The following is a 13141-nucleotide window of genomic DNA, read 5'->3' on the forward strand; positions in this document are numbered from 1 at the left end:
CAAGGTAGCGACGCGCCAGGCGGCGAGTCGGAAAAAATTCGAAGACGCAACACAGACTGCTTTTACGCCGGCTCGTTCACGCGCAACATTTTGTCGAGTTGCCCGGGCAGGTTCATGCCTTCCAGGCATGGCCCCCAGCGAACCGGATCAGTATCCTAGCACCTCCTCGCCCGTAGACGCTAAGGCCACGCGGGCAGCTCTCAAGGTTCTGAATCCCATGAATGTCCTCGCCCGCCGCGCCGCAGGCCTGCTGCTCTGCACGCTCAGCCTGCCTTTGGCGGCTTTTGCCGCCGATACACAGCCCACGCACGAATTCACCCTGGACAACGGCCTGAAGGTCGTCGTGCGCGAGGATCACCGCGCCCCGGTGGTGGTTTCCCAGATCTGGTACAAGGTCGGCTCCAGCTACGAAACCCCCGGCCAGACCGGCCTGTCCCACGCCCTTGAACACATGATGTTCAAGGGCACCGACAAACTGGGCCCCGGCGAAGGCTCGCGCATCCTGCGCGACCTCGGCGCCGAAGAGAACGCCTTCACCAGCGACGACTACACCGCCTATTACGAAGTGCTGGCCAAGGACCGCCTGGCCGTGGCGTTCGACCTCGAAGCCGACCGCATGGCCAGCCTCAGCCTGCCCGCCGAAGAATTCGCTCGGGAAATCGAAGTCATCAAGGAAGAACGCCGCCTGCGCACGGACGACAAGCCCAGCGCCAAGGCGTACGAGATCTTCAAGGCCATGGCCTTCCCGGCCAGTGGCTACCACACGCCCACCATCGGCTGGATGGCCGACCTGGAACGCATGAAGGTCGAAGAGCTGCGCCATTGGTACCAGGCCTGGTACGTGCCCAACAACGCCACCCTGGTGGTGGTAGGCGACGTCAAGCCAGACGAGGTCAAGGCCCTGGCCCAACGTTTCTTCGGCAACATCGCCCGACGCCCCACCCCACCGGCGAAGATCCCGCTGGAACTGGCCAACCCCGGCCAGCGCCTGGCCACATTGCATGTCCGCACTCAACTGCCGAGCCTGCTGTACGGCTTCAACGTCCCAGCCCTGGCCACTGCCGACAAGCCGCGCGACGTCCAGGCCCTGCGGCTGATTTCCGCACTGCTCGACGGCGGCTACAGCGCGCGCATGGCCACACGCCTCGAACGCGGCGAGGAACTGATCTCCAGCGGCGGCGCCCGGTACGATGCCTTCACCCGCGGCGACAGTCTGTTCTTCATTTCCGCGACGCCCAATGCGCAGAAGAAAAAAACCCTCGCCGATGTCGAGAAAGGCCTCTGGAAACTGCTCGACGAGCTCAAGACCACGCCGCCCTCGGCCGACGAGCTGGAGCGCGTGCGCGCTCAGGTCATCGCCGACCTGGTCTACAGCCGCGACTCCATCAGCAGCCAGGCCACCACCATCGGCATGCTCGAAACCGTGGGGCTGTCGTGGAAACTCATGGACAGCGAACTCGAAGACCTCAAGAGCGTGACGCCGCAGGACATCCAGAGCGCCGCACGCACCTATTTCACCCGCGATCGCTTGAGTATCGCCCACGTTCTGCCAGAGGAAGCCGCTCATGAGTGAGCCCACCACCCCCCGTCGCCTCCTGGCTGGCTCGACCCTTCTGGTGCTAGTCGGCTGCCTGGCCACTTTCGCCGTCCAGGCTGCGGACGCCACCGGCGCTGGCCAACCCGCGCGCGGCCTGCAATCGGTGAGCGAGCTGGGCAACACCGCACCCAGCCATCGCCGCCTCGACATTCAAAGCTGGAAAACCGCCGAAGGCGCCAAGGTCCTGTTCGTCGAGGCCCATGAGCTGCCGATGTTCGACCTGCGGCTTACCTTCGCCGCCGGCAGCAGTCAGGATCAGAACCATCCCGGCATCGCCGTGCTGACCAATGCCATGCTCAACGAAGGCGTGGCCGGCAAGGACGTCAGCGCCATCGCCCAAGGCTTCGAAGGCCTGGGCGCGGACTTTTCCAACGGTGCCTATCGCGACATGGCCGTCGCGTCGTTACGCAGCCTCAGCGATACCGACAAGCGCACCCCTGCCCTCAAGCTGTTCGCCGAGGTCGTCGGCAAACCTACCTTCCCGGCAGACGCCCTGGTACGCATCAAGAACCAACTGCTCGCCAGCTTCGAATTCCAGAAGCAGAACCCTGCCAAGCTGGCCAGCAACGAGCTGTTCACGCAGCTGTATGGCAGCCATCCGTATGCGCACCCCAGCGAGGGCGACGCCAAGAGCCTGCCGCGCCTTAGCATCGAGCAGCTGCGGGCCTTCCATCAACGTGCCTATGCTGCAGGCAACGCGGTGATCGCCATCGTCGGCGACCTGTCGCGCGGCGAAGCCGAGCAGATCGCCGCACAGGTATCCAGCGCCCTGCCCAAGGGCCCTGCGCTGGCCAAGCCGGCGCAACCAGTTGCGCCCGCAGCCGGTGTGACCCATATCGACTTCCCGTCCAAGCAGACGCAGATGTTCATTGCGCAGCTGGGCATCGACCGCAAGGACCCGGATTTCGCAGCGCTGTCCATGGGCAACCAGATCCTGGGCGGCGGTTCCTTCGGTACCCGCCTGATGAGCGAGGTCCGGGAAAAACGCGGGCTGACCTATGGGGTGTACTCAGGCTTCACGCCGATGCAGGTGCGCGGTCCGTTTCTGATCAACCTGCAGACCCGTGCCGAGCTCGGCGACGGCACCTTGAAGCTGGTGCAGGACATCCTGCGCGATTACCTCAAGACCGGCCCCACCCAGGAAGAATTGGACAACGCCAAACGCGAACAAGCCGGCAGCTTCCCGCTGTCCAATGCCAGCAACGCGAGCATCGTCGCGCAACTGGGCGCCACCGGTTTCTACGACATGCCGCTGACCTGGATGGAAGACTTCCTGCAGCAATCCCAGGCGCTGACCGTGGAGCAGGTGAAAGCTGCGATGAACAAACATCTGGATGCCGATAAACTGGTGATCGTCACGGCTGGCCCCAAGGTTGCGCAGCAACCGTTGCCGGCCCCTACGGACACACCCAATGAGCAACCGCTCGGCGTACCGGAGCACTGATGGCCAGCGTCAAAACCAAGCAACCCCATGGTGGCCAAGGCCACCTGCGCATCATTGGCGGCCAGTGGCGCAGCCGCAAATTGAGCTTCCCGGAAGCGCCCGGTCTGCGCCCTACCCCGGATCGGGTGCGTGAAACACTGTTCAACTGGCTGGCAGCGCACATCGAAGGTGCCAAGGTGCTGGATGCCTTCACCGGCAGCGGCGCGCTGTACCTCGAAGCGCTGTCGCGCGGCGCCAGCATGGCACTGGCACTGGATGCCAATGCCAGTGCCATTTCCAGCCTTCGGCACAATCTCGACCTGCTCGGGTGTGCCGTCGGCCAACTGCTGCAAAGCGATGCGCTCAAGTACCTGGAAACCCAGACCCCAAGCGCATTCGACCTGGTGTTCCTCGACCCCCCTTTCCACCAGAACCTGCTGCCAGCCACCTGCACACTGCTTGAAGACAAAGGCTGGCTGGCCGCGCGGGCCTGGATCTACACGGAGAGCGAGGCACCGCCCTCTGCGCTGCAGATGCCGGCAACATGGCGCCTGCACCGCGAGAAGAAAGCCGGACAGGTTTACTACTCCCTGTGGCAGCGTGGCTGACACAGGCTTGCCAAGGCAGCCACGTTGAACGCAACACACCCCAGCTTCCGCCCGGCCCTTGGGCTGGGCAACCCGCATCTACAGACGCTGTGGGGCCCTTTGTGGCGCAAGCAACCGGCACTGGCGCGCGAGCGCGAACGCCTGTGGCTGGAGGACGGCGACTTCGTCGACCTCGACTGGCACGGCCCACACGCACCCCATGCGCCACTGGTGCTGGTATTGCACGGCCTGACCGGATCATCCAACTCGCCCTACGTCGCCGGCCTCCAACGGCAGTTGGGGCTGCACGGTTGCGCAAGCGTGGCCGTCAACTGGCGCGGCTGCTCCGGCGAGCCCAACCTGTTGGCGCGCAGCTACCATTCCGGCGCCAGCGAAGACTTGCTGCACGTACTCGACCACCTGGGCAGGCAACGACCCCTGGCGCCGCTTTACGCCGTCGGTTATTCACTGGGTGGCAACATCCTGCTCAAGCACCTGGGTGAAAGCGGAGCGAACAGCCCATTGCAGGCCGCGGTGGCGGTATCGGTGCCGTTTCGCCTGGACCAGTGTGCCGACCGCATGACCCAGGGGTTTTCCAGGGTGTACCAGGCGCATTTCATGCGCGCCATGCTCGGCTACCTGACCGACAAGCGCAGCCGCTTCCAGCACGAGGGGCAGCACGAGGGACTGGCCGCGCTCGAAGCGCTGGGCTCGCTGCAGGGCATCAGGACCTTCTGGGATTTCGACGGGCAGGTCACGGCTCCGCTGCACGGTTTCAAGGATGCCCAGGACTACTATCGCCGCTCGTCGAGTCGCTACTACCTGAGCGGCGTCGCCAAACCCACGCTGATCATCCAGGCCAAGGACGATCCGTTCGTGTTTCCCCACAGCCTGCCCACCGCCGAGGAAATGTCGCCCTGCATCGAGTTCGAACTGCATGCGCGGGGCGGGCACGTCGGCTTCGTGGATGGCAGCCTGCGCAACCCCGGCTATTACCTGGAACGGCGCATACCGCAATGGCTGAACCAGTGGATCGAGTTCATGGCCCCTTCTGCACGGGCCGCTGCGGGTCGGTGATCCAGTCGCTCCAGGAGCCTGGATACAGCGTCGCCAACGGGTAGCCCGCCAAGGCCATGGCGAACAGGTTGTGGCAGGCGGTGACGCCCGAGCCGCAGTAGGCCACGGCCTCTTCCACAGGACGGCCCTTGAGTTGAGCATCGAACCGCTCACGTAACTGTTGCACAGGGAGAAAGCGCCCATCGGGCCCCAGGTTCTCGGTAAAGGCTGCGCACTGTGCGCCGGGAATATGCCCCGCCACAGGGTCGATGGGTTCGACCTCGCCCAGAAACCTGGGCAATGCGCGTGCGTCCAGCAAAGTCAACCCGGGCGCTTGCAGGCGCGCCTGCAGCTGGGTCGCATCGACCACACGCTCGTCGTCGGGCGCTGCAATGAAATCGCCTGGCTCGGTGGACGCTGCATCCAGACTCAAAGGCAGTCCGGCGGCGTGCCATGCCGCCAGCCCGCCGTCGAGAAGGAACACGCCGTCGCGCTTGCCCAGCCAGGTCAGCAGCCACCACGCACGTGCCGCATAGGCACCCGGCCCGTCATCGTAGAGAACCACCCGACTGTCTGCACCGATGCCCCAACGCTGCAGCCGTTCCTGCAACTGTCCAGGCTCGGGCAGCGGATGACGCCCGGTGACGCCCCTGACCGCCGGGGCGCTGAGGTCACGGCCCAGGTCGGCGAAACAGGCACCGGCGATGTGGCCCTCGGCATAGCTGCGCTGGCCGTAATCGGCGTCTTCCAGGCTGTAGCGGCAGTCGAGCAGGACCCATCCGGGGGAATCGATATGTTCGGCGAGCGCTTGCGGGCTGATCAGTTGCGCGAGGGGCATGAAGGACTCCGGCGGGGATGAATGATGGACCTGCGCGCAGCTGGAAAAGCTCGGGCAAGATCGATCGCGGCATGAATCACTGTAGCAGTCGGCACACCCGTTCGCGCGGCGCGTCGGGGCTGGCGGCCATCGTACAACGAGCGGTCGACCACCGCGACAGCGTGCCACAGTCGATCCCGCTTGCATTGCGCCATGGATGCAGGCTTGGCCCACCTCTCCGGCTGCGATACCATCGCATTCCCCAACAGATTCCCGCCAGGACGCCGTGATGAACCGAGTGTTGTACCCAGGTACCTTCGACCCGATCACCAAGGGTCACGGTGATCTGGTCGAACGCGCCTCGCGCCTGTTCGATCACGTGATCATCGCGGTCGCCGCGAGCCCCAAGAAAAACCCCCTGTTCGCCCTCGAGCAACGGGTGGAGTTGGCCCGCGAAGTGACGCGGCACCTGCCGAACGTCGAGGTCGTGGGCTTCTCGACCCTGCTCGCGCACTTTGCCAAGGAGCAGAACGCCAACGTGTTGCTGCGCGGCCTGCGGGCGGTGTCCGATTTCGAATACGAGTTCCAGCTGGCCAACATGAACCGGCAACTGGCCCCGGACGTGGAAAGCCTGTTCCTTACCCCTTCGGAACGCTATTCCTTCATTTCGTCGACGCTGGTGCGGGAAATTGCGGCCCTGGGTGGAGACATCACCAAGTTCGTCCACCCGGCCGTGGCCGAGGCGCTCACCCTGCGCTTCAGCAACAAGTAGCCGGCAAAGGTTGCGCCCGCGTGCACTACGGGCGCTAATGCGGCACAATTGCGCCCATTGGTTTTCACATGCCTGGGCCGTTGTCTCGGGCCGGAGTCTTCATGTCCCTTATCATCACCGACGATTGCATCAACTGCGACGTCTGCGAACCCGAGTGCCCGAACGCTGCCATTTCCCAGGGGGAGGAGATCTACGTGATCGATCCCAACCTGTGTACCCAGTGCGTAGGCCACTACGACGAGCCACAGTGCCAGCAGGTCTGCCCGGTGGATTGCATACCGCTGGACGAAGCGCATCCTGAATCTCAGGAACAGCTGATGGCCAAGTACAAGCAGATCACCGGCAAGCATTGATTCCAGCGCGCTGGCAGATGCGCCAGCGGCACGCTCAGTCGCGGTTGCCGTAGCCGCTGTTCGTGCAGCCCAGGCAACGCACGAAGGCGGCCCGGCCCGGATCGACCACCAAGGCCTTGCCGCTGGCGCCGACGTTGCCACCGGCGGCGGTGAACGGCAATGCGATCACGAACAGCCCCGCGCCCACGATAGTGGCGGCAACCAGCAGCGGCCGCGCGATCAGCAGATCGCCGATCATGGCATAGGCCGGCGGATTCTGGATCTGGTAGGTCGGGTCACCGCTGCTCGTGCTCATGCTCGAATCGGCGGCAGTGGCCGGCACGACGTGCAGGCCGAAACTGACGACCAGCGCCAGCGACAGGGTTCGAAACAGGTTCATGGCACAATCCTTCTGCTCACGTGGGGCGACTGCGATTTGCGATGGGGTCATCAGGGATGCAAGTAACTATATCAGCTGCCCGCCATTGTGCAGGCCGCGCGCAGCCGGATCATGTCTGGCAGCGCGGGCAATACACGCTGGCACGCTGGCCCAGCTTGACCTCGCGCAGGGTGGTACCGCAGACCTTGCACAGCTGCCCACCGCGGCCATAGGCGAACAATTCCTGCTGAAAGTAGCCCGGCTGTCCATCTCCGCCGATGAAGTCGCGCAACGTGGTACCACCGCGTTCGATCGCGTAGGCCAGGATGCGCTTGATCTCGACCGCCAGGCGCAGGTAGCGGCCGCGCGATATGCCCCCCGCCGCGCGGCGCGGGTCGATACCGGCGGCGAACAGCGCTTCGGTCGCGTAGATATTACCCACCCCGACCACCACTGCGTTGTCCATGATGAACGGCTTGACCGCCATGCTGCGGCCACGCGACAGCTCAAACAGCCGTTCGCCGTCGAACAGCTCGGTCAACGGTTCGGGCCCCAGCCCCTGGAGCAATGTGTGGTTGAGCGCATCCAGGCTCCAGAGCATGGCGCCGAAACGTCGCGGATCGGTGTAGCGCAAGGCCATGCCCGATTCCAGCTCGATGTCGACATGCTCGTGCTTGAGCGCCGGCAGGCCGGCTTCGACCAGGCGCAGGTTGCCCGACATGCCCAGGTGGCTGATCAAGGTGCCGACTTCGGCGTTGATCAACAGGTACTTGGCCCGCCGCTCGACGGCCACGATCCGCTGCCCGGACAACCGCGCATCCAGATCTTCGGGAATCGGCCAGCGCAGGCGCCGGTCGCGGACGATCACGCGGCTCACGCGCTGCCCTTCCAGGTGCGGGGCAATGCCCCGGCGAGTGGTTTCTACTTCGGGTAATTCAGGCATGGGGCCCCTGATGCGAAACGCGGATCGATAGGCAACCGTGCCCAGGCTCGACGCCTCGGACACCCTGAGATTCTAACCGCTAAGCCCCGCAGCGCCCACCGTGCGCACCGGGTCATTTGTCGAATGAGCCGTCGGCGACGGGGACGGCAGGTTATACTCCCGCTCTTTTTTCCGGAGCGACTTCATGTCCCTGCCCAGCCTTCGCCTCAAAGCCAACGCCGACCGCCGCCTGCGCGCCGGCCACCTGTGGGTCTACAGCAACGAGATCGACGTGGCCGCCACTCCGCTGAACGGGTTCCAGGCGGGCGATCAGGCCATTCTCGAAGCGGCGGGTGGCAAGCCCCTGGGCGTGGTTGCAATGAGCCCGAACAACCTGATCTGCGCTCGCTTGCTGTCGCGCGACGTCAAGCTGAGCCTGGACAAGTCGCTGTTGGTGCACCGCCTCAACGTGTGTCTGTCGTTGCGCGAGCGCCTGTTCGACAAGCCGTTCTATCGCCTGGTATTCGGCGATTCCGACCTGCTGCCGGGCCTCGTGGTGGATCGCTTCGGCGACATCCTGGTGGTGCAGCTGGCCTCGGCCACCATGGAACGCTACAAGGCCGATGTGATGGCCGCCTTGATCCAGGTGATCAAACCCAGCGGCATACTGTTCAAGAACGACTCGGCCGCGCGTGATGCCGAAGGCTTGGAACTCTACGTGGAAAGCGCCTTTGGCGTGGTGCCGGAATGGGTCGCCCTGGAAGAGAACGGCGTGAAGTTCGAAGCGCCGGTGATGGAAGGCCAGAAGACCGGCTGGTTCTACGACCACCGCATGAACCGCGCGCGCCTGGCGCCCTACGTCAAGGGCAAGCGTGTGCTCGACCTGTTCAGCTACATCGGCGGCTGGGGCGTGCAGGCCGGTGCCTTCGGCGCCAGCGAAGTGTTCTGCGTCGACGCTTCGGGCTTCGCCCTGGACGGCGTCGAGCGCAATGCCGCGCTCAATGGCTTCGCCGAAAAAGTCACCTGTGTGGAAGGCGATGTGTTCGAAGCCTTGAAAGAGCTGAAGGCCGCCGAAGAACGCTTCGACGTGATCGTGGCTGACCCGCCCGCGTTCATCAAGCGCAAGAAAGACCTGAAGAACGGCGAAGGCGCCTACCGCCGTCTCAACGAGCAAGCCATGCGCCTGCTCAGCAAGGACGGCATCCTGGTCAGCGCGTCGTGCTCCATGCACCTGCCCGAAGACGACCTGCAGAACATCCTGCTGACCAGCGCCCGCCACCTGGACCGCAACATCCAGCTGCTGGAACGCGGCGGCCAGGGCCCGGACCATCCGGTGCATCCAGCGATTCCGGAAACGCGGTACATCAAGAGCATTACGTGCCGGTTGTTGCCTAATAGCTGACGTACCGCGGCGCCTGGTTCGCGGCCACGGACCGCTCCTACAGAGAATTGTGTCGCCCGTGGGAGCGGTCATCGGCCGCGAAAAGGACGACGTGCACTGGCTGATGCACCGCGGCGCCTGGTTCGCGGCCACAGACCGCTCCTACGGAGAATCAAGAGGGCCTGGCTGCGTCAGGCCTTACTGCCGATTACTTGCCCTGCCCCACGTTCCATCCTTCCCCCATGGGTGTAGAATCGTCCTACTCATCGCCAATCATCCCCCGGCGGGTTTATGAGCTCGGCCGAACGCGTGGCGATCCCGCAGCGTTACCGGCCTCATCCGCAAGCACGGCAACACACCGCCCGAGCGTGCCGCGGACCAGGAAAAGCTCAATCCCTCATTGCAACCCGATTAGCCGCCCGGAGTCGTTCCATGCCTGACTATCGCTCGAAAACGTCCACCCACGGTCGCAACATGGCCGGTGCCCGCGCGCTGTGGCGTGCCACTGGCATGAAGGACGACGATTTCAAGAAACCGATCATTGCCATCGCCAACTCGTTCACCCAGTTCGTGCCGGGGCATGTGCACCTCAAGGATCTCGGTCAGCTGGTTGCACGCGAAATCGAGCGCGCCGGCGGCGTGGCCAAGGAATTCAACACGATTGCCGTGGACGACGGCATTGCCATGGGCCACGACGGGATGCTGTATTCCCTGCCCAGCCGCGAGATCATCGCCGACTCGGTCGAGTACATGGTCAACGCCCACTGCGCCGATGCCATCGTGTGCATCTCCAACTGCGACAAGATCACTCCTGGCATGCTGATGGCCGCCTTGCGCCTGAACATTCCGGTGATCTTCGTTTCCGGCGGGCCAATGGAAGCCGGCAAGACCAAGCTGGCCAGCCACGGCCTGGACCTGGTCGACGCCATGGTGATTGCCGCCGACGATACCGCTTCGGATGAAAAGGTCGCCGAATACGAGCGCAGCGCCTGCCCGACCTGCGGTTCGTGTTCAGGCATGTTCACCGCCAACTCGATGAACTGCCTGACCGAAGCCCTGGGCCTGGCCCTGCCGGGCAACGGCTCCACCCTGGCGACCCACAGTGATCGCGAGCAGCTGTTCCTGCAGGCGGGCCGTACCATCGTCGAGCTGTGCAAGCGCTACTACGGCGAGAACGACGAGTCGGTCCTGCCGCGCAATATCGCCAACTTCAAGGCATTCGAAAACGCCATGATGCTGGACATCGCCATGGGTGGTTCGACCAACACCATCCTGCACCTGCTGGCCGCTGCCCAGGAAGCCGAGATCGAATTCGACCTGCGCGACATCGATCGCTTGTCGCGTACCGTGCCGCAGCTGTGCAAGGTCGCGCCGAACATTCAGAAATACCATATGGAAGACGTGCACCGCGCTGGCGGCATCTTCAGCATCCTCGGCTCGCTGGCCCGTGGCGGCCTGCTGCACACCGACCTGCCGACCGTGCACAGCCGCAGCATGGCCGAAGGCATCGCCAAGTGGGACATCACCCAGACCACCGACGAAGCGGTGCACCACTTCTTCAAGGCCGGCCCCGGTGGCATACCGACGCAAACCGCCTTCAGCCAGTCGACCCGCTGGGACACCCTGGACGACGACCGCGAAAACGGCTGCATCCGCAGCTTCGAACACGCCTACTCCCAGGAAGGTGGCCTTGCCGTGCTCTACGGCAACATCGCAATGGATGGCTGCGTGGTGAAGACCGCCGGCGTGGATGAGTCCATCCACGTGTTCGAGGGCAACGCCAAGATCTTCGAAAGCCAGGACAGCGCGGTGCGTGGCATCCTCGCCGACGAAGTGCAGGCCGGTGACATCGTGATCATCCGCTACGAAGGCCCCAAGGGTGGGCCGGGCATGCAGGAGATGCTGTACCCGACGTCGTACCTCAAGTCCAAGGGCCTGGGCAAAGCCTGCGCGCTGCTCACCGACGGACGTTTCTCGGGCGGCACGTCCGGTCTGTCGATCGGCCATGCATCGCCTGAAGCGGCGGCAGGTGGTGCCATTGGCCTGGTGCAGGACGGCGACAAGGTGCTGATCGACATTCCCAACCGCTCGATCAACCTGCTGGTGGACGATGCCGAACTGGCTGCCCGTCGTGCCGAGCAGGACAAGAAAGGCTGGAAGCCGGTCGAGGTGCGCCCACGCAAGGTGACCACCGCACTCAAGGCCTATGCCCTGCTGGCCACCAGCGCCGACAAGGGCGCGGTACGCAACAAGGCGATGCTCGACGGGCTGTAAGACGCCCTTCGCTGGCAGGACCCTGCGGCCGGTCTTCACGCAACCTCTGCTGAAGACCGGCCTCTTGCCGTGCAGGCCCAAACGCTTATTCCAAAAACGCCTAACGATCTTCCATTCCGATATTAATTACCTTTCGATTCAGGGTGTTAGCATTCGCGATTGACCAGCGTCCGTAGAGCCGCGGTCGTCAATCTTTCGGAGCTGACATGAACCTGCCCCTGCTGTTGAACCTACTGATCTTCGCGGCATTGCTGCTGGGTCTGGCACAAACGCGTCGCACCGACTGGAGCCTGGCCAAGAAGGTCTTGCTGGGCCTTGCCCTGGGCGTTCTGTTCGGTATCGGCCTGCACACCGTCTACGGTGCCGGCCACCCTTTGCTCAAAAGCACCATCAGTTGGCTGGAACTGGTTGGCAACGGCTATGTGCAACTGCTGCAGATGATCGTCATGCCACTGATCTTCGCGTCCATCCTCAGTGCGGTAGCCCGTCTACACAATGCCTCTTCGCTGGGCAAGATCAGCTTTCTGACCATCGGCACGCTGCTGTTCACCACCGCAATCGCAGCACTGATCGGTATCGGCCTGACCAACCTGTTCGGCCTGACCGCCGAGGGCCTGGTGGCCGGGACTCAGGAAACGGCACGTCTGGCGACGATCCAGAGCGACTATGCGGGCAAGGTGGCCGACCTCAATGTGCCGCAACTGCTGCTCTCGTTCATTCCGCAGAATCCTTTCGCCGACCTGGCACGGGCCAAACCCACGTCGATCATCAGCGTGGTGATCTTTGCCGCGTTCCTGGGCATGGCGGCTTTGCAGCTGTTCAAGGACGATGCCGACAAAGGGGCGAAAGTGCTGGGTGCGATCGACGTGCTGCAGGCCTGGGTGATGCGCCTGGTGCGGCTGGTGATGAAGCTGACGCCCTACGGTGTGCTGGCCCTGATGGCCAAGGTGGTCGCCAGTTCCAACGTGCAGGACATCGTCAAGCTGGGCAGTTTCGTGGTGGTGTCGTACATCGGCCTGGCATTGATGTTCGCGGTGCATGGGCTGCTGCTGAGCCTGGCCGGGGTCAATCCGCTGCGGTTCTTCCGCAAGGTGTGGCCGGTGCTGACCTTTGCCTTCACCAGCCGCTCGAGCGCGGCGACCATTCCACTGAGCATCGAAGCGCAGACTCGTCGCTTGGGCGTACCTCAAGCGATCGCCAGCTTCGCCGCCTCCTTTGGTGCGACGATCGGCCAGAATGGTTGCGCTGGCCTGTATCCAGCCATGCTGGCGGTGATGGTTGCGCCCACGGTTGGGATCAACCCACTCGACCCGCTGTGGATCGCCACGTTGGTGGGCATCGTCACCCTGAGTTCGGCCGGTGTGGCCAGGGTGGGCGGCGGCGCGACCTTCGCTGCATTGATCGTACTGCCGGCCATGGGCTTGCCGGTCACCCTGGTGGCGCTGCTGATTTCAGTCGAGCCGCTGATCGACATGGGCCGCACGGCGCTGAACGTGAGCGGGTCGATGGCGGCGGGCACCATTACCAGCCAAGTGATGGGTCAGACCGACCAGGCTTTGCTGGCAGCCGATGAGCACAAGGAACTGGCTTCGGCGTAACCG

Annotated in this window: 12 protein-coding genes; 9 read left to right on the top strand and 3 right to left on the bottom strand. The window is 64.0% G+C overall.

Annotated features, from left to right (window positions below; all coding sequences use genetic code 11):
* Positions 1–217 precede the first annotated feature (217 nt).
* From IFT75_RS17450 to IFT75_RS17465, 4 genes are read left to right on the top strand one after another with little or no spacing between them, the layout of a single operon-like run.
* Positions 218–1573, top strand: a complete 1356-nt coding sequence (locus IFT75_RS17450) for a M16 family metallopeptidase (RefSeq protein ID WP_192055877.1) — start codon at positions 218–220, stop codon at positions 1571–1573.
* Positions 1566–3041: a M16 family metallopeptidase gene (locus IFT75_RS17455; RefSeq protein WP_192055879.1), complete on the top strand. Its 1476-nt coding sequence runs from the start codon at positions 1566–1568 to the stop codon at positions 3039–3041. Before IFT75_RS17450 ends, IFT75_RS17455 begins: the two co-directional genes overlap by 8 nt.
* Positions 3041–3628, top strand: coding sequence for a 16S rRNA (guanine(966)-N(2))-methyltransferase RsmD (rsmD, locus tag IFT75_RS17460; RefSeq protein ID WP_192055881.1), 588 nt, complete (start codon positions 3041–3043; stop codon positions 3626–3628). Before IFT75_RS17455 ends, rsmD begins: the two co-directional genes overlap by 1 nt.
* Positions 3629–3652: 24 nt before the next feature.
* Complete coding sequence (locus IFT75_RS17465; RefSeq protein WP_192055883.1) at positions 3653–4684, top strand: hydrolase; 1032 nt, start codon at positions 3653–3655, stop codon at positions 4682–4684.
* Here IFT75_RS17465 and IFT75_RS17470 read toward each other — a convergent pair.
* Entirely contained in the window at positions 4647–5501 is an 855-nt protein-coding gene (locus IFT75_RS17470; RefSeq protein ID WP_192055885.1) for a sulfurtransferase, read from the bottom strand. The genes IFT75_RS17465 and IFT75_RS17470 overlap by 38 nt on opposite strands.
* Before the next feature lie 268 nt (positions 5502–5769).
* On the opposite strand from IFT75_RS17470, the gene coaD reads away from it, so the two are divergent.
* Positions 5770–6252, top strand: coding sequence for a pantetheine-phosphate adenylyltransferase (gene coaD / locus IFT75_RS17475; protein ID WP_122480527.1), 483 nt, complete (start codon positions 5770–5772; stop codon positions 6250–6252).
* A 101-nt stretch (positions 6253–6353) separates the two neighbouring features.
* Positions 6354–6605 (top strand): YfhL family 4Fe-4S dicluster ferredoxin, encoded by a 252-nt coding sequence (locus IFT75_RS17480; protein ID WP_043191560.1) that lies wholly within the window; start codon positions 6354–6356, stop codon positions 6603–6605.
* Between the two features lie 34 nt (positions 6606–6639).
* On the opposite strand, the gene IFT75_RS17485 is transcribed toward IFT75_RS17480, so the two are convergent.
* Complete coding sequence (locus IFT75_RS17485; RefSeq protein WP_192055887.1) at positions 6640–6984, bottom strand: multidrug transporter; 345 nt, start codon at positions 6982–6984, stop codon at positions 6640–6642.
* A 109-nt stretch (positions 6985–7093) separates the two neighbouring features.
* Positions 7094–7906: a bifunctional DNA-formamidopyrimidine glycosylase/DNA-(apurinic or apyrimidinic site) lyase gene (gene mutM, locus IFT75_RS17490; protein WP_192055889.1), complete on the bottom strand. Its 813-nt coding sequence runs from the start codon at positions 7904–7906 to the stop codon at positions 7094–7096.
* A gap of 184 nt (positions 7907–8090) precedes the next feature.
* Between mutM and IFT75_RS17495 the strand changes: the two genes are divergently transcribed.
* The 3 genes from IFT75_RS17495 to IFT75_RS17505 all read left to right on the top strand — a co-directional run bounded on the left by IFT75_RS17495 (position 8091) and on the right by IFT75_RS17505 (position 13138).
* A complete protein-coding gene (locus IFT75_RS17495) occupies positions 8091–9287 on the top strand; it encodes a class I SAM-dependent rRNA methyltransferase (protein WP_192055891.1) in 1197 nt (398 codons plus the stop codon).
* Between the two features lie 411 nt (positions 9288–9698).
* Positions 9699–11540, top strand: coding sequence for a dihydroxy-acid dehydratase (gene ilvD, locus IFT75_RS17500; protein ID WP_122480534.1), 1842 nt, complete (start codon positions 9699–9701; stop codon positions 11538–11540).
* Positions 11541–11746: 206 nt separating this feature from the next.
* Positions 11747–13138, top strand: coding sequence for an L-cystine transporter (locus tag IFT75_RS17505; protein WP_192055892.1), 1392 nt, complete (start codon positions 11747–11749; stop codon positions 13136–13138).
* Positions 13139–13141: the final 3 nt, after the last annotated feature.

Source organism: Pseudomonas sp. CFBP 8758, from assembly GCF_014841725.1.
GTDB classification, from domain to species: Bacteria; Pseudomonadota; Gammaproteobacteria; order Pseudomonadales; family Pseudomonadaceae; genus Aquipseudomonas; species Aquipseudomonas baltica.

Bases quoted from the DNA above. Each gene is read 5' to 3' on its own strand.
- IFT75_RS17450 (WP_192055877.1), top strand. From the start codon at position 218: ATGAATGTCCTCGCCCGCCGCGCCGCAGGCCTGCTGCTCTGCACGCTC.
- IFT75_RS17455 (WP_192055879.1), top strand. From the start codon at position 1,566: ATGAGTGAGCCCACCACCCCCCGTCGCCTCCTGGCTGGCTCGACCCTT.
- rsmD (WP_192055881.1), top strand. From the start codon at position 3,041: ATGGCCAGCGTCAAAACCAAGCAACCCCATGGTGGCCAAGGCCACCTG.
- IFT75_RS17470 (WP_192055885.1), bottom strand. From the start codon at position 5,501: ATGCCCCTCGCGCAACTGATCAGCCCGCAAGCGCTCGCCGAACATATC.
- coaD (WP_122480527.1), top strand. From the start codon at position 5,770: ATGAACCGAGTGTTGTACCCAGGTACCTTCGACCCGATCACCAAGGGT.
- IFT75_RS17480 (WP_043191560.1), top strand. From the start codon at position 6,354: ATGTCCCTTATCATCACCGACGATTGCATCAACTGCGACGTCTGCGAA.
- IFT75_RS17485 (WP_192055887.1), bottom strand. From the start codon at position 6,984: ATGAACCTGTTTCGAACCCTGTCGCTGGCGCTGGTCGTCAGTTTCGGC.
- mutM (WP_192055889.1), bottom strand. From the start codon at position 7,906: ATGCCTGAATTACCCGAAGTAGAAACCACTCGCCGGGGCATTGCCCCG.
- IFT75_RS17495 (WP_192055891.1), top strand. From the start codon at position 8,091: ATGTCCCTGCCCAGCCTTCGCCTCAAAGCCAACGCCGACCGCCGCCTG.
- ilvD (WP_122480534.1), top strand. From the start codon at position 9,699: ATGCCTGACTATCGCTCGAAAACGTCCACCCACGGTCGCAACATGGCC.
- IFT75_RS17505 (WP_192055892.1), top strand. From the start codon at position 11,747: ATGAACCTGCCCCTGCTGTTGAACCTACTGATCTTCGCGGCATTGCTG.